Raw genomic sequence first — 15,757 nt, forward strand, 5'->3', positions numbered from 1 at the left:
GGAGGACCGCGGCCCGGCCTCATCCTTGAGGAGGAGGCGGCGGCGTCAGGGGCGGCGCGGCCGCACCAGACCGTGGTCGTAGGCCGCGACGACGGCCTGGACGCGGTCGCGCAGGCCCAGTTTGCGCAGCACCGCGGTGACATGGTTCTTGACGGTGGCTTCCGACAGGCCGAGCCGCTGGGCGATCTCCGCGTTCGACAGCGCCTGCCCGATCAGGGTGAGCACCTCCCGCTCCCGGCCGGAGAGGTCCCTGAGGGAGGGCGGCGGCGCCGGGTCGGGGGTGGTGCGCAGGAAGCGGTCGAGGACGCGGCTCAGCACGGTCGGCGCCAGCAGCGCGTCGCCGCGCGCGGTGAGGCGGATGGCGTCGACGAGTTCGGTGGGGCGGATGTCCTTCAGCAGGAAGCCGCTCGCCCCGGCCCGCAGGGCGGCGACCACGTGCGTGTCCACGTCCCAGGTCGTCAGCACGAGCACCCTGGCCCGGCTGCCGCACTCAGCGATCTGCCGGGTCGCCTCGATGCCGTCCACGACGGGCATGCGTACGTCCATCAGCACGACGTCGGGCGCCAGTTCCCGCGTCAGCCGCACCGCCTCCTGACCGTCGGACGCCTCACCGACCACCTCGAGGTCGTCCCGGGCGTCGATGATCATGCGGAATCCGGTACGGACCAGTTCCTGGTCGTCGGCCACCACCACACGCAGCGTCATGACACGCCCTCCACCGGCAGCCGCGCCGCCACCTCGAACCCACCTTGGGGCAGCGGCCCGGCGCGCAGACCGCCGCCCACGAGCCTCGCCCGCTCCTTCATCCCCACCAGACCGCGCCCCGCTCCCGCCGATACCGAACGCCCCTGCGTTGTACGCCCGTTGTCGACAACCGTCACCCTCACGCACTCCCCTTCGGCCGTCACGCGCACACTCACCTCGGTGGCACCGGCCGCATGGCGCAGCGTGTTGGTGAGGGCCTCCTGGACGATCCGGTACGCCGCCAGGTCCACCGCGGCCGGCAGCCCGTCGGTGGCGCCCTCGCGGTGCACGTGCACGGTCATCCCGGTCGCGCGCACGGTGTCGGCCAGCTCGTCCAGCCCGGCGAGTGAGGGCCCGGGCTCCCGCTGTTCCCCGGCCCTGCCCTCCTCCGCCTCGGGCCCGAACACCCGTAGCAGCAGGCGCAGTTCACCCAGTGCCGACCGTGCGCCCGTCTCGATGGCCCGCAACGCCTGACGGGCCTGGTCGGGCCGCTGGGTGAAAACGTCATCGGCTGCGCCCGCCTGAACGACCATCACCGACAGGGTGTGCGCCACGACGTCGTGCACCTCCCGCGCGATCCGCGCACGCTCCTCAACCACGGCCCGGCGCGTCTCCGCCCTCGTCCGCGCCTGCTGCGCCCTGCGCCACTGCCCCGCGGTCCACCCCAGGACCACCGTCAGCAGATAGACCGTCAGCCCCGCGACACCGCCCGCCCCGAACGCCAACGGCGCCGGCAAGCACATCGCCACGAGCGCCCGCACCGAGACCCGCCGCGGCCTGGTGGCCGACAGCACGCACAGGGCGGACTGCGCCGCGAGCAGCGCCCCCGTCAAGGTCACCGCGGGCAGCAGCGCCCACACCGCGAGCCCTGTCGCCGCGTTCGCGGCCAGTACGGCGACCGGGGCGCGCGCCTGCCACCTCAGGGCGCAGGCCTGCGCGAGGACCAGGGCCACGGCCACGGGCAGTCGCCGGCCGTGCTCCGTGCCGGCGACGAGTACCGAGGTGCCGAGGACACCGAGCACCAGGCCGGCCGTCCCCCACCACAGCGCGCGCTCCACCCGGGGCGACAGCTCACCTCGGGCCTCATCGGCGAGGGAGTCGTCCGGCTGTCTGCTGGTGCGGGCCACGTTGCGACCCTATCCAGTGGCGCGGGAGTGGGGTCGGGAGCATGCCTCGTACGCGCCCGCACCATGGGGCGGGACCCGGCCGACCGGACATCCGTGCGGGAAGTGCGTCAGGACGCTGACACCCCTGCACCCTACATGGTCATGTCATTTCACCCCGTCCGCCCTCTCTTCGTCGAGACCAACGACACCCCTCCCTCCCGTGCCGCACTGCGGGGCATGCTGGTAGCAGTACGGGCGTTCAGGCGAGGAGTTGCCGATGCGGTGGTGGGCCGGGGTGTGGGTGGTCGCCGGGGTTGCCGTGCTGGCCGCATGCGGCTCGTCGGCGCGCGGGGACGGGGCGGTAGGGTCCCGGAGCCTCTCGTCCGAGCCGTCGGCCGGTGTGTCCGCAAGCGCGTCGGCAAGTGCGGCCCAGGGCGGTCCGTCCGCCTCCCCCACCGCCTCCGTCTCGCCGGTGGGCTGCGCCGCCGGTCACACCGACCTCACGGTCACCCCCGGCGGCGCCCCCGAGCAGCGGCTGTGCGTCCGGCCCGGGACGGTGGTCTCCCTCGTCCTGCGGCCCCGGACGGACGACAAGCGGTGGACGGCGCTCCACAGCTCGGCGCCCGCCTTCGTGCTGCCGTCCGGGTGGCGGGTGGACGCGGACGGCACCGCCCACGCCACCCTGCGGTGCGCGAGCGTACGGCCGGGAGCCGCCGACGTCGGCGTGACGGCGAAGGCTCCGGACGTGGCGGGAGCGGCGCGCCCGGCGTTCACCCTGCACGTGAGCGTGGTCCCCTACCCGACGCAGGGGTGACCCCGGCCTTGGGCCGGGGTCACCCCTGCGTCACCGACACCTGTGGCTCAGCGGCAGTCGCGCACCTTGATGCTGTGGATGCCACGGCCGTGGGTGGCCGCGTACAGGGTGCTGCCGTCAGGGCTGAGCTTCAGCTGGAGCACGGCGACGGCCGGAAGGCTGCCGACGCGCTGCCACGTCGTGCGGCCCGGCGCCCGGTAGACGACGCCCAGGTCGGTCGCGACGGCGAGGCCGCCGTCCGGCGTGACGACGGCGGAGTCGGCCGGCACGTCGGGGAGGTTCTTCGAGATGTCCTTCCAGGTGGTGCCGCCGTCCTTGGACTCGAAGACGTGGCCGACACCGGCGCCGGGCCCTTCGGTCCAGTGCCGGGAGAAGCCGTTGACCGCGAGGTAGACGTGGTCGGCGTTCTTCGGGTCGATGGCGAAGCCGCTGAGGTAGCGGTTGGGCACCGTCCCGTCCACCGGCAGGGCGATGTCGTGCCAGCCGGTGCCGTCCGCGTTCCCGACGGAGATGCCGCGGGCGAAGCCCTGGTTGTTGCAGGGACCGCACCAGGCCGCGTACACCTTGCCGCCCGAGGCCGCGACGGCGGTCGCGGTGCGGCCGGCGCCCAGGTCGTACACGCTCTTCCACTCGTCGCCGCTGCGGATGGCGTAGCCGTGGGTCTGCACCCACACATGGCGGCCGCCCGCGACCCAGGTCGCGCTGTCCTTCATGTCGGCGGCCAGCGGGGCGATGAAGCGGGCCTCGCCGGTGGCGTTGTCGGCCGGGGCGACGTTGTACGACGTGATCCTGCTGGGATCGCTCACCCAGGAGCCGTCATTGACGGCGCAGTTCTGGGTCACCTGGATCGCGAGGTAGACGTACTCCTCGGCGATGTTGCAGCCGTTGGCAGGGTCGGTGAGGGTGTCGCCGCCGTCACCGCCGAAGTCGGAGCCCATCACCTTGTCGTTGCCGCGCAGAATGGACTGGCCGTTGTCCTGCAGGCCGCCGGTGACGGAGACGCCGCCGTAGGTGAGGTCTTTGCCGACGCCGACCGAGTAGTACTGGAGGGTGTCGATGGTGCCGTCGTTGAGGGAGGTCCAGTCGGTGGCGTGGCCGGAGGAGTCCTGGACGCCGTTGACCGGGCGCTTGTAGGCGCCGCCGTCGTTGCCGACGTACACGTAGCTCTTGCCGTGGTAGCTGCCGATCGCGACGCCGTGCTGGTCGGAGTGGGTGGTCTGGTTGCAGTCGCCGGTCTGCTTGGCGGGGTCGATGCTCCAGCAGGAGAAGCCGAAGTTCCAGTACGGGCCGACGGTCGACCAGCTGCTGCCGCCGTCCTTGGTCTCGTAGACCTCCTCCAGGCCCGCGTACACGTGCTCCGGGTTCTTCGGGTCGACGGTCAGGAACTGGTTGTACCAGGCCTGCACGCCCGGCATGTAACCGCTGGAGGTCAGCGCCGAGCCGTCGGCGGCCAGGCCCTTGTAGTCGGCGATCTCGGTCCACGGCCCGGTGGGAGAGCCGGACTTGGAGACGTAGATGCCTTCCAGGCCGCTGTCCGGGTTGGTGTTCAGCTGTTCCGGCGACTGGTCGATGGCGTAGTAGCGGGAGCCGTCGGCGGAGCGGGCGAAGGTGACGTTGCCGACGTTGTCCGGGTCGGCCGGGAGGTCGCCCAGGCCGCCGGTGATCCGCGTCCAGGTGCCGTCGGAGCCCTTGGTGTAGAAGCCGTTGTAGTCGTCACCGCTGCGCCAGCCGACCGCGAGCACGACCTTGCTCGGGTCCTTCGGGTCGATCGCGATGTCGTTGGCGATGTTCTTGTACGCGGCCGACTCGTCGTCCGCTTTCGAACCGCCCGGCAGATAGTCGGGGTTGGGCGCGAACTCCAGCTTCCAGGCGCCCTTCAGCGACTTCGTCGAGTGGCTCCACACACCCTCGCTGGTCGCCGCCCACACCTTGCCGCGGCCGAAGCGGAGCTCGTGGATCGTGGTCGACTCCAGCTCGTCGCCACCGACGCGGCTGCGCGACGAGAACGTGCCGTGGTGCGGGTCGGACAGGACGTACACACCACTGCCGAGGTACGCGTCCGCGTTGGTCGTCGCCTCACCGGTACCCAGCCACAGCCGCCCGGCCCCGTCCAGCGCGAGGGCGCCCGTGGACTGCGAGGACAGCCGGTCGCTGACGGGCTGCCAGTGCCCACCGCCGGTGCGCGAGCGCCACACGCCGCCGCCCGCACTGCCCGCGTACACGTACCCGTCGTCATCGGCGGCCATCGCCGCCATCCGGCCGGTGACGTTGCCCGAGCCGCCGCTGGAGTTGGAGTCGTAGTCGCGATAGCGCGGGTCGTCGGAGTTGTACGGCAGGCCGGTGACATGGTCCCAGCTGCCGCCCGTGCCCGGCAGCTCGGTCAGGCTGGTCCAGGCGGCGCCGTACGCGCCGGGCGCGACGATGCCGGGCGAGGTGCGGGCCTCGGCGTACTGGTCCGCGCCCTCGGCGATCTCGTCGGCCTCGTTGCCGCCGTCGCCGTCCTCCCCCGCCGCCATGGGGCTGAGCGCACCCACCGACTGTTCACGTTCCCCGGCGACTTGCGCGAGAGAGCGCGCCCCAAAGGGGCTGCCGCCCGGTCCGGACGCGGCTCCCGCGGGTATCGCGACGAGAGCGGCGGACGCTGTGACGGCGCAGATCGTGAGCCATCGTCTCTTACGGGTTGGTGCTGACACCAAGGCCTCCCACACGGGCAGTTCGTACAGCCGTTGCAGGAGACCCGACCACGGGCGAGGGAGAGTGTCCCGGCCTTGAGGAAATCTTTGTCAAGCACCTGTCACCTCGGCCCCGCTCGCGTCTGCCCTCACCGCGGCTGCCCGACGCGCATGGGAACGGCTCGCGCCGGAGAGTTCGCCACGGCTGCGGAGGACCGCGCGGTGTACCGCCGGGTGAACACACCTGCACGCGACCCGTCCGGGCTTCACGCCGTATGAGATCGCCGAGCCGACCATGATCCGGGGCCCTGGTCGCGGTTCGTCGAGCCGGGCTGCGACGACCCGGCCGTCCGCACCGGGAGTGCCCGCTGTCCCATCCGTTCACCGACCTCGCGGGGCGCGTCCTGGCGCCCTGCAGCGGGATCCTCGCGGCCGGGTCGATCAGCTGGGGTGCACGGGCGCCGCCGGGTGCCTCGCCCACCAGCCGCACGAACAATCCCCTGGATCTTCGCCGCAGGCGACGTCGTCGACCACACCTGCCGGCAGGCCGTCACCGCCGTCGGTGGCCACGCCCCGCCGGCGGGACCGAACCGAGCTGTGCGCCGCCGGCGACCTGCCGACTCCAGTCGTTCGGCTCGCCCGAGGCCGCGGCCGTCCCTCCTCCCCGGGGAAAACCAGACCTACTTGGCGAAGACCCGACCGCTCATTCCGGGTGTGTTCACACATGCGCCGTTTCCGGTACACAAGGCGCCACTCTGATGAGCCCGGCACCCGCAGCCCGCCCCGAACACCCGGGAGACAACAGATGTCCAGACGTTACGTCAGGTCCGCAGCCGTCCTCGCCGCCGCCGGAGTCCTGACCGGGGTGACTGCCGCCCAGCCCTCCGCGTTCGCCGCCTCCCCCCACCGGGCCGCCGCCAGGCATGTCCTGCTGGTCTCCGTGGACGGGCTGCACCAGTCGGACCTGGCCTGGTACATCGCCAGACACCCGAAGTCCGCGCTGGCCCGGCTGGTCGGCGACGGTGTGGAGTACACCCACGCCAGCACCACCACGCCGTCCGACTCCTTCCCCGGCATGGTCGCCCAGGCGACCGGCGGCACTCCCGGCACCACGGGCATCTACTACGACGACACCTACAACGCCGCGCTTCTCCCGGCGGGAACCACCAGTTGCAAGGGCGTCAAGCCCGGGGTCGAGGTGGACCTCACGGAGGACCTGGACAAGAACCAGGCCTCCATCGACGCCGGTCAGGGCCTCGCGGGCCTGCCGGACAGCATCCTGTCGATGACCGGCCACCCGGCGAGCCTGATCAACGCGTCGAAGCTGCCGGTCGACCCGAAGACCTGCGAGCCGGTGTACCCGCACTCGTATCTCAAGGTGAACACGATCTTCGAGGTGGCCCGCCAGGCGGGTCTGCGTACCGCCTGGTCGGACAAGCACGCCGCCTACGAGATCCTCAGCGGCCCCTCGGGCACCGGCGTCCAGGACCTGTTCACCCCGGAGATCAACAGCGACGCCCTCGGCTACGCCGCCGGCAACGACTGGACCAAGGACAACAAGGCCACCGAGCAGTACGACGGCTACAAGGTGAAGGCCGTCCTCAACGAGATCGACGGCTACGACCACAGCCGCTCCCACAAGGTCGGCACCCCGGCGATCTTCGGCCTCAACTTCCAGTCGGTCTCCACCGCGCAGAAGCTGCCCGCCTCGGACGGCCTCACCGGCGGCTACACCGCCAAGAACGTCCCAGGTCCGCTGCTGGTGAAGAACCTGGACTTCGTCAACACGGAGATCGGCGCCCTGACCGCCGAGATCGGCAAGCGGCACCTTTCCGGCAGCACCACCGTCATCCTCTCCGCCAAGCACGGCCAGTCGCCCACCGACCCCGCCGCGCTCACCCGCGTCGACGACGGCCCGCTGCTGGACGGCCTCAACGCCGCCTGGAAGAAGCTCCACCCCGGCGCCGCCGACCTGGTGACGCACGCGGTGGACGACGACGCCATGCTGCTCTGGCTCTCCGACCGCTCCGCGGCCGCCACCGCCTTCGCCAAGAAGTACCTCCTCGAGCAGAGCGGCACCGGCACCGACCTCAACGCCGCGCCCAAGGCCTACGCCCACAGCGGGCTCAGCAAGGTCTACGCTGGCAAGGCCGCGGCCGACTACTTCCACGTCAAGGCCGGCGACGCCCGGGTCCCGGACCTCCTCGGTGTCGCGCAGTACGGCGTCGTCTACACCGGCGGCACCAAGAAGATCGCCGAGCACGGCGGCGGCCACTCCGACGACCTCGCCGTTCCTCTCGTCGTGTCCGGCGCCTCCGTCCCGGACGGCGTGCGCGACTCCGCGGACGTGCAGACCAAGCAGATCGCACCGACGATCCTGAGCCTGCTCGGTCTCGACCCCCGCTCCCTGAAGGCCGTGCGCGAGGAACACACCACCGTGCTGCCGGTCCGCTGACCCGTTCGGTGCGCCCCGGCCGCGTAGGCCCGGGGCGCACCGGCCGCAGGCTCAGCCGTTCGGGCCGGCCGGGGTCGTGGTCGTCTTGAAGCCCTCGGTCTTGTTGGCCTGGATGGCGAAGTCGTTGGTGAACGTCTTGCTGAGGTCCACCGACGACTTGACGTTACCGACCAGCTTCTCCGTCGCCAGAGAGGTCTTCGGACCACCGGCCGGCATGAGACCGTCCGGGAGGAACTGGCCCTTGTCCTCGTTCAGGGCCGAGACGTAGTCGGCCTTGGTCACCAGCTGGTTCGACACGAACGACGCCGGCAGCTTGTTCGCGATGTCGGCCGCGCTGTGCGTGTTGATCCAGTGCATGGTGGCGACGAGCGCGTCGACGACCTTCTGCACCGTGTCCTTGTGCGAGTCCACCCAGTCGGTGCGGGCGAGCACACTGGCAGCAGGGTAGGCACCGCCCATCGCCGCCACGGCGCCGCCCGTGGTGGCCAGGTCGATCGCGGACGTACCGACGCCTTTCTTCTGGATCGCGGCCACCGTCGGCTGCGTCGTCATCACGCAGTCGACCTTGCCGTTCTGCAGCGCGGCGATGGCGGTGGAGCCCGCACCGACCCCGATCCGGTGGAACTGGCTGAGCTTGACGCCCTTCTTGGCGGCCAGGAACTGGGTGAGTGTGTCGGTGCCCGAGCCCAGGTCGGTGACACCGAGGGTCTTGCCCTTGAAGTCGGCGCCCGAGGTGACGCCCGACTTCTGGGTGCACATCTCGCGCTCGCCCGGCGCGCCGGAGAGCTGCACGACGTCCTCGACGGCCTTGCCCTTCGCCTGGAACTCGATCGTGTGGTTGTACCAGGCGCCCGCCATGTCCACCTGTCCCGAGGCCATGGCTTCCTCGGCGCCGACACCGCCGTCCTGCTCGGTGCTCAGCTGGACGTCGACGCCGTACTTCTTGTAGTAGCCCAGGTTCTGGGCGAGCTGGTACGGCAGGTAGATCTGCTTGTCGATGCCGCCGACCATGAGCTTGACGGTCGGCGTACCGCCGGAACCGCCGCTGCCGGTGCTGGAGCTGGAGTTGCCGGAACAGGCGCTGACCGCGCCGAGGGTGAGAACGGTGAGCAGAGACGCGGCGACGGCGACGGGTCGTCTGGACATGGCTGACCACATTCCTTTGCTGAGGATTCTGGGATGAATGAGATGAAGTAGGGGGCGCGGGGGGGCGTCAGATGGCGTTGGAGGCCTCGGACGGGGTCGGCGGGCGCCAGGACAACAGCCGGTGCTCGAGCTTGCCGATCAGCCACTCGGCGCCGAGCACGATGACCGAGATGACGAGCATCGTGGCGAACACGCCGTTGGGGTCGAAGTTGTTCTGCGCGGTCTTGATGACCAGGCCAAGGCCGCTCTGCGCGCCGAGCACCTCACCGACCAGCGCGCCGACGATGGCGAAGCCGAAGGCGCTGTGCAGGCTGGCGATGATCCAGGTGAGCGCGGAGGGCACGGTGACATGGCGGATGATCTGCAGTTGCGAGGCGCCGAGGACCTTGGTGTTCGCGAGGATGTTGCGGTCGACCTCGCGGACGCCCTGGAAGGCGTTGAAGAAGACGATGAAGAACACCAGCACCGCGGCGAGCAGGATCTTCGGCAGCACGCCGATGCCGAACGCGACGATGAAGATCGAGCCGAGGACGATACGCGGGATCGCGTTGACCATCTTGATGTAGGGGCCGAGCACGTCGGCGAGGAAGCGGCTCTGGCCCAGCGCGACGCCGAAGACCACTCCGGTGACGGCCCCGAGGGCGAAGCCGACCAGCGCCTCCTGGATCGTTGTCCAGATGTTCGAGTAGAAGGACCCGAACTCGGTGCCGTTCTGGAAGAGGTCGACCAGCCGCTTGGCGATGCCGGACGGCTGCCCGAAGAAGAACGGGTCGACGATCCCCCAGGTGGTGAACGCCTGCCAGCCCCCGATGACGAAGGCCGCGAGGCCGATACGGCCCGCCCACACCAGCACGGTGCGCCGCCGGGCGGCACGCCTGGCGGCGGCCGCGGTCGAGGACTGTGCGCCGTCCTCGACCGGGGCGGGGGAAACAGCGGACGTCGTACTCATGCCGTACCTCCTGCGGTGCGTGCGTAGGCGCGCTCCACCTCCTCGCGCAGGCAGTCCCAGATCTTGTGCTGGAGTTCGATGAAGCGGCGCTGGAAGCGGATCTCCTGGACCGAGCCGCGCGGGCGCGGCAGGTCGATGTCGAAGACCGCCTTGACCGAGCCGGGGCTGGACGTCATGACGACGACCCGGTCGGCGAGCGCCACGGCCTCGTCGAGGTCGTGGGTGATGAAGATGACCGACGGACGGATCTGCTCCCACAGGCCGAGGAGTTCGGTCGACATGATCGCCTTGGTCTGCACGTCCAGGGCGCCGAACGGCTCGTCCATGATGAGGATCCTGGGTTCGTTGATCAGCGCCGCGGCCATCGCCACGCGCTTGCGCATGCCGCCCGAGAGCTGGTGCGGGTAGCGGTCCTCGAATCCCGTCAGGCCCACCCGGCGCAGCCAGTCGCGTGCCGAGGCCTGGGCCTGCTGCTTGGGCACTTTGTGGAAGACAGGGCCCATCAGGACGTTGCCGAGAACCGTCTTCCAGGGCAGCAGCGCGTCGGTCTGGAACATGAAGCTGACGCCGTCGGTGACGCCGTCCACCTCACGGCCGCCGACCCTGACCGAGCCCTCGCTGGGCCGGTCGAGCCCGGACACCATGCTCAGCGTCGTCGACTTGCCACAGCCGGTCGGGCCGACCACCGCGCAGAACTGGCCAGGTTCCACGGTGAAGGAAACGTCCCGCAGTGCCGTGAACACCTCGCCCGCAGGAGTCAGAAACCGTTTGGTGAGTCCTGAGATCTCGACTCGCGCGCTGTCCAGGCCGTCGGCCGTCTCGGCGACGTGGCCCGTCGCGACGTCGTTTCGCGAAGCCATCTGAGGCTGTCTCCTTCCCCGATTCGGAGGTCCTCGGAGGTCGAGGAAGGCAGACGCTAGAGGCCCCGCGGTGTTACGTCGCTGTTTCAGACGTATCCCGCGTTAGCCGCGTTAACAGGGGTTCTGCGCGTTCTGCTCAGCGGACCGGGGGGTGGGCAGGACGTCCGCGGTGGGACACAATCACGCCACCACGGGTACGGCGAAGGGGCCGTGCCCGGCCGTACGACAAGGGCGAAGTCACCTGTGATGCCCATCCGAATCCGGATCGGCCGCGGCGGGAAGGGGAGGCTCTCCGCGCGGATCCTGGCCAACCAGCTCGTCATCCTGGCCCTCACCGGAGCCATCGGCTTCGTACTCTTCGCGTTCGCGCAGCGGGCCGAGATCGACCGTGCCTACGAGCAGCGGGCACTGGACATCGCGCAGACCACGGCCGCCGATCCGCAGATCCGGCAGGCCATGGCGCAAGGGGCCGACGACGGCATCGTGCAGACCGTCGCCGAACGGATACGGAAGGCATCGGGGGCGTCGTACGTGGTCGTGATCGACCTGCACGGCGTCCGCCACTCGCATCCGGTCCCGGCGCTGATCGGCGAGCCGGTGGACGATCCGATCGTGGTCCTCGACGGCCGTCCCCACGTCGGCTCCGACCAGGGCGCGACCGGGCGGTCCGCCAACGGCAAGGCTCCGCTGAAAGGGCCCACGGGCACGCTGGTCGGCGAGGTTTCGGCCGGCATCCCGGAACACGACGTGCTCGGCGAGCTGTGGCGGGAGCTGCCCACCTTCGGCCTGTACAGCGCGATCGCCGTCGCACTCGGCTCGGCTGCCGCGTTCCTGCTGGCCACGCAACTGAAGCGGTCGACTTTCGGGCTGGAACTGGAGGAGATCGCCGGACTGTTCCAGGATCGCGAGGCGATGCTCCACGGCATCCGGGAGGGCGTGATCGCCTTCGCTCCCGACGGCCGGATCACCGTGATCAACGACGAGGCCCGCAATCTGCTCGGCCTCGGTACGGCGCTCGGCAGCCGACTCGAGGAGGTGTTGCCGGAGGGGCGGCTGCGCCGCGCCCTGGACGGCACCCTGACCGGCGCAGACCTCAGTGTGCTGACCGACGACCACTGCCTGGTGGTCAACCGGATGCCGGTGACGCTGCAGGGCCGTGAGCTGGGCGCGGTGGTCACCGTACGCGACCGCACCGAGCTGATCGGGCTGCTGCGCGAACTGGACTCGGTGCGCGGGCTGACCGATGCCCTGCGCGCGCAGCAACACGAGTTCACCAACCGTATGCACACGGTGGCCGGGCTGCTGGACATCGGCGACCACGACGCCGCCTTCGAGTACGCCGTGGAGTCGGCCGGCGCCGACCAGGCGCTGACCGAGTCCGTACGCGAACGGATCGGCAACGCACTGCTCGTGGGGCTGATCGTCGCCAAGACCACGGTGGCCGCGGAACGCGGGGTACGGATGGTGCTCAGTGACGACTCCGCGCTCGGCGAGGACCCGCCGCATCTGCGCCGGCTGCTGACCATCGTCGGCAACCTGCTGGACAACGCGATCGACGCGGCGTCCGGCGGACCGCCCCCGGCGGGTGGCCGGAAGGTGCTGCTCTCGCTGGTGGAGGCCGTCGACCTGGTGATGGTGCGGGTCGCGGACAGCGGCCCGGGGATTCCGCCGGGCGCCACCGAGTCGATCTTCGAGGACGGCTGGTCGACCCGGCCCGACCGGGGCACCGCCCGGCGCGGGCTGGGGCTGGCCCTCGTCCACCGGCTGACCCAGCGGCACGGCGGGACGATCACGGTCACCGAGGGGCCGGGAGCGGTCTTCACCGTCGTTCTGCCGCTGCCGGACGCCACCCCCTTGCCACGGGACGCACAGTTCACGACGGCCTCGCCGACCGGAGGTGACGCCGGATGATCCGGACCCTGGTGGTGGACGACGACTTCCGGGTCAGCCACATCCATTGCGACTACGCGTCCCGTATCGAGGACTTCGAGGTGGTCGGCCGGGCGGCGACCGTGGCCGAGACACTGGACGCGGTGCGCACCCTCCACCCCGACCTGCTGCTGCTCGACATATTCCTGCCGGACGGCAGCGGACTCGACGTGCTGCGGCAGCTCAGCTCGGACGAGGGCGGCGCCCGCCCCGACGCGCTCATGATCACCGCCGACCGGGACATCACCTCGGTACGGACCGCGATGAAGCTCGGCGCCGTGGGCTACCTGGTCAAGCCGTTCGGCTCCGCCGACCTGGCCGAGCGTCTCACCGCCTACCGCGAACTCCAGTACCGCACAGCCGCGTTGGGCCTTGCCCCGCGGACCGACCAGGCCGACGTGGACGCCCTCTTCAGCGCCGCCCGGCCACCGGTCGTCCCCCGGGTCCCGGCCAAGGGGCACTCCGCACCGACCCTCGCCCTCCTGCACCAGGCCCTGCGCACCGCCCAGGACGCCCTGTCCGCGGCCCAGGCCGCCGAACTCACCGGCGTCTCCCGCGCAACGGCTCAGCGTTATCTCTCCTACCTCGTACGGGAGGGCATGGTCCGGCTCGAACTCCGCTACGGCGCCACCGGCCGCCCCGAACACCGCTACAGGATCGCCCGATGAGCCGGGCGCCGAGCCCACCTGACGGGGGCAGCTCGCCGGTCTTGCCGCCACCACTCACAGACACAGCCGCCCGGGTACCACCCACATCCGTGAGGCAGACCGCAGCCGTCGTGGCCACGGCCATCCCGGAGGCCGGCAACAACCCTGATCACCCACTCCACCGCCGGAAGCGCCCTTTGGGGTCAGCCCGGCGGACGCGGACCTCAGCCGTGGTACAGCACGCGGACGGCGTACGCGTCGCCCGGAAGCGGAGTGCCTTACCGACGAGAAGGCCCGTCCGCTTCGACCGAGGGCGGAGCCGGACGGGGAGTCCGGACCTGCGGTCAGCGGCCCCGTCCGCGCTTCTGTCTTCCGTGTCCGGCTCCAGCCCCCCTCCCGCGCCGTCTCCGTTCCCCGCGCGCCCGGCCGGTGCGGGGCAGCCGGGCAGCGGCCTGCTCGAGTTCCGCGAGGGCGGCCCGGTCGGGGTGGGGCGCGGCCAGGGCGGCCTCGATCGCGTCACGGAGGTCGGGATCACGGGTGAGTGCGGCCTGGGCAAGACCCTCGGGTCCGGTGATCTCCAGCAGTTGGAGCATGCCTTCGGCGACCATGACCAGGGATTCGGTGTCCGTCAGGTCGTCGGGGTCGAGCAGGTCGCGCTGGACCAGGACGCCGATGGCGTACGGGGCCAGCCGGGGGTCGCCGCGCAGGGACCGGACGAGACGCTCGCCCTCCGGCTCGGGCAGCGCGACCAGCAGGGTGTCGAGCATGGCCTGGGCGCGGCTGCGGAAGGGCATGTCCCGTACGGCGCCGAGGAGTTGCGCACGGGCGTGGTCCGTATCGTCGTGGGCCTCCGTCCAGCCGGTCAGCTCGCTGCGGGCGGAGTCGGTGTCGTAGTGGTCGGCCAGAACGCCTAGCAGGCCGGCCGCGGTGGCGTGGCGGAGTTCGCCGACGAGGGGCGCGTCGCGGCCCTCGTCGAGCAGCCGGGCTCGCACGGCCCACGTGCCCAGGGCACTCAGGCCGATCAACTCCACCGAATCGCCGTCGAGTTCGCTGGTGTCGAAGGCAGGTGCGGGCGGCTGCTCGGGGAGCAGGGCCACGAGTGCGGCATGCGTACCGGGCGGAGGGGCCGGCATGCCTGAGTAGGCCGGGACCTCCAGGTACTCGGGCGCGGGCCGGCCGCGGGTACGTTCGACGGCGCCCAGCTCGTCGAGGACGTCCAGGAGGCGGCGCAGGTCCCGGTGGGCGTGGTCGAACCACATGGCGGGCGCCTGGTCGTCGAGCCGGAGGCGGACGCGGTGGCCGTAGTCGACGCTGTCGCGCAGTCGGGGCCAGGGCATGGGATGGGGCAGGCTGTAGAGGGTGTTGAGGATGTCGGCCAGCGTGTCCTCGTACGTGTCGAAGAGCAGGGACTCGACGTGCCAGCCGCTCTTCGCCCCGAGCAGAGGACGGCGCAGACCGAAGACGGCGTCGAAAGCGCGCCGCCACAGGGCGAGGGGGTCCTTCAGCTCGGGTGCGGCTTTGGCGACCGCGTACAGGCGGCCCTTGACGACCCGGACCAGGCGGGCCTGCCGGGCCAGTTCGAGAACCAGGTTCAGGCGTGGCAGGTCGTCGAGGGAGCGTACGGATTCCGTGGGGGCGTCGCCGGTGGCCAGCCGGTCGGCGAGGTCCCGCGCGTCGGCGGTCTTCAGCCGCCCGGTCGTGGTCAGGGGGCGGCCCTGCCGACCCGCCCACTCGGTGAGCAGCCGGACCTGGGTGAGGAGGGTGATCCGCTCGGCGTCCGCGCGCAGTTCCTGTTCGGACGGCAGGGCGACGGGCAGCTGCGGCTCGCTGCGCCGGGCGTCGGCAGGGCCCTCGACGAGGTGCCGCCGGGCGATCACGGCGAGCGCGGCCTCGTCGTGGTCGATCTCGCCCGCGTGCACGCGTTCGACGAAGCGGTCGAGGTCCTCCTGGCTGGTCGTGTCGCTGCCGTGCTCGGCGGCCAGCGTCAGCCAGAACTTGGCGGGTCCGAAGCGGGTGCGGTCGGCCATCGCCTCCCGGTAGGTGCGGACGGCCTCGTCCACCGCGGCGAGCTGGGTGTTCAGGCCGGGCCCGCGCGGGTCCGCGAGGTGCGCCGCGTGCAGGAAGCGCAGCAGCAGCCGCAGCGCCCCCGGTGCGTCGGGCAGTTCCTCGTCGGGCAGCACGGTGATCGTGCGCGGCGCCCAGTCCAGCAGGAACTCCTTGACATGCCGTGGCTCCCACAGCCCGAGACGCCCGTCGGGCGTGCCCAGATGCCGGTAGTCGAGGGCGGCGGCCACCGCGAACGCGTCGACCTGCCCCCCGGGCTCGCCGCACCGGGCGGCCCACCGTTCGAGCCGGTCGACGAGCAGGTCACGGCCCGCCTCGAACCCGTCCTCGTCGTCGGGGTCGTAGCACATGCGCATGGGAGTGTCATTTCC

The 15,757-nt window shown here is 71.3% G+C and carries 11 protein-coding genes; 4 read left to right on the plus strand and 7 right to left on the minus strand.

Going from position 1 to position 15,757, the window contains the following annotated elements:
• Positions 1-45: 45 nt before the first annotated feature.
• Positions 46-705 carry a response regulator gene (locus ABTY98_RS01010; protein ID WP_352218726.1) on the minus strand — a complete coding sequence of 220 codons (660 nt, stop codon included), beginning with the start codon at positions 703-705 and terminating at the stop codon, positions 46-48.
• Complete coding sequence (locus ABTY98_RS01015; RefSeq protein ID WP_352218727.1) at positions 702-1,871, minus strand: sensor histidine kinase; 1,170 nt, start codon at positions 1,869-1,871, stop codon at positions 702-704. Before ABTY98_RS01015 ends, ABTY98_RS01010 begins: the two co-directional genes overlap by 4 nt.
• A gap of 256 nt (positions 1,872-2,127) precedes the next feature.
• On the opposite strand from ABTY98_RS01015, the gene ABTY98_RS01020 reads away from it, so the two are divergent.
• Positions 2,128-2,664 (plus strand): hypothetical protein, encoded by a 537-nt coding sequence (locus ABTY98_RS01020; protein WP_352218728.1) that lies wholly within the window; start codon positions 2,128-2,130, stop codon positions 2,662-2,664.
• Between the two features lie 47 nt (positions 2,665-2,711).
• Here the strand turns inward: ABTY98_RS01020 and ABTY98_RS01025 are convergent, their stop codons facing one another.
• Entirely contained in the window at positions 2,712-5,357 is a 2,646-nt protein-coding gene (locus ABTY98_RS01025; protein WP_352218729.1) for a beta propeller repeat protein, read from the minus strand.
• A gap of 784 nt (positions 5,358-6,141) precedes the next feature.
• Here ABTY98_RS01025 and ABTY98_RS01030 point away from each other — a divergent pair.
• Complete coding sequence (locus ABTY98_RS01030; RefSeq protein WP_352218730.1) at positions 6,142-7,791, plus strand: alkaline phosphatase family protein; 1,650 nt, start codon at positions 6,142-6,144, stop codon at positions 7,789-7,791.
• A 51-nt stretch (positions 7,792-7,842) separates the two neighbouring features.
• Here ABTY98_RS01030 and ABTY98_RS01035 read toward each other — a convergent pair whose 3' ends face one another.
• From ABTY98_RS01035 to ABTY98_RS01045, 3 genes are all read right to left on the minus strand, one after another.
• Positions 7,843-8,937, minus strand: a complete 1,095-nt coding sequence (locus ABTY98_RS01035) for an ABC transporter substrate-binding protein (RefSeq protein WP_352218731.1) — start codon at positions 8,935-8,937, stop codon at positions 7,843-7,845.
• A gap of 67 nt (positions 8,938-9,004) precedes the next feature.
• Positions 9,005-9,886: an ABC transporter permease gene (locus ABTY98_RS01040; RefSeq protein WP_352218732.1), complete on the minus strand. Its 882-nt coding sequence runs from the start codon at positions 9,884-9,886 to the stop codon at positions 9,005-9,007.
• The gene (locus tag ABTY98_RS01045) at positions 9,883-10,746 is read right to left on the minus strand and encodes an ABC transporter ATP-binding protein (RefSeq protein WP_352218733.1); all 864 of its coding nucleotides are present in this window, start codon (positions 10,744-10,746) and stop codon (positions 9,883-9,885) included. The genes ABTY98_RS01040 and ABTY98_RS01045 overlap by 4 nt, the downstream gene beginning before the upstream one ends.
• Before the next feature lie 246 nt (positions 10,747-10,992).
• Between ABTY98_RS01045 and ABTY98_RS01050 the strand changes: the two genes are divergently transcribed.
• Positions 10,993-12,657, plus strand: a complete 1,665-nt coding sequence (locus ABTY98_RS01050) for an ATP-binding protein (protein ID WP_352218734.1) — start codon at positions 10,993-10,995, stop codon at positions 12,655-12,657.
• Entirely contained in the window at positions 12,654-13,343 is a 690-nt protein-coding gene (locus tag ABTY98_RS01055; RefSeq protein WP_352218735.1) for a response regulator, read from the plus strand. Before ABTY98_RS01050 ends, ABTY98_RS01055 begins: the two co-directional genes overlap by 4 nt.
• A gap of 323 nt (positions 13,344-13,666) precedes the next feature.
• Here ABTY98_RS01055 and ABTY98_RS01060 read toward each other — a convergent pair whose 3' ends face one another.
• Positions 13,667-15,742 (minus strand): hypothetical protein, encoded by a 2,076-nt coding sequence (locus tag ABTY98_RS01060; RefSeq protein WP_352218736.1) that lies wholly within the window; start codon positions 15,740-15,742, stop codon positions 13,667-13,669.
• Between the last annotated feature and the right edge of the window lie 15 nt (positions 15,743-15,757).

This window comes from Streptomyces sp. NPDC096040 (assembly GCF_040303265.1).
Lineage (GTDB): Bacteria > Actinomycetota > Actinomycetes > Streptomycetales > Streptomycetaceae > Streptomyces.

Bases quoted from the DNA above. Each gene is read 5' to 3' on its own strand.
- ABTY98_RS01010 (WP_352218726.1), bottom strand. From the start codon at position 705: ATGACGCTGCGTGTGGTGGTGGCCGACGACCAGGAACTGGTCCGTACC.
- ABTY98_RS01020 (WP_352218728.1), top strand. From the start codon at position 2,128: ATGCGGTGGTGGGCCGGGGTGTGGGTGGTCGCCGGGGTTGCCGTGCTG.
- ABTY98_RS01030 (WP_352218730.1), top strand. From the start codon at position 6,142: ATGTCCAGACGTTACGTCAGGTCCGCAGCCGTCCTCGCCGCCGCCGGA.
- ABTY98_RS01035 (WP_352218731.1), bottom strand. From the start codon at position 8,937: ATGTCCAGACGACCCGTCGCCGTCGCCGCGTCTCTGCTCACCGTTCTC.
- ABTY98_RS01040 (WP_352218732.1), bottom strand. From the start codon at position 9,886: ATGAGTACGACGTCCGCTGTTTCCCCCGCCCCGGTCGAGGACGGCGCA.
- ABTY98_RS01045 (WP_352218733.1), bottom strand. From the start codon at position 10,746: ATGGCTTCGCGAAACGACGTCGCGACGGGCCACGTCGCCGAGACGGCC.
- ABTY98_RS01050 (WP_352218734.1), top strand. From the start codon at position 10,993: ATGCCCATCCGAATCCGGATCGGCCGCGGCGGGAAGGGGAGGCTCTCC.
- ABTY98_RS01055 (WP_352218735.1), top strand. From the start codon at position 12,654: ATGATCCGGACCCTGGTGGTGGACGACGACTTCCGGGTCAGCCACATC.
- ABTY98_RS01060 (WP_352218736.1), bottom strand. From the start codon at position 15,742: ATGCGCATGTGCTACGACCCCGACGACGAGGACGGGTTCGAGGCGGGC.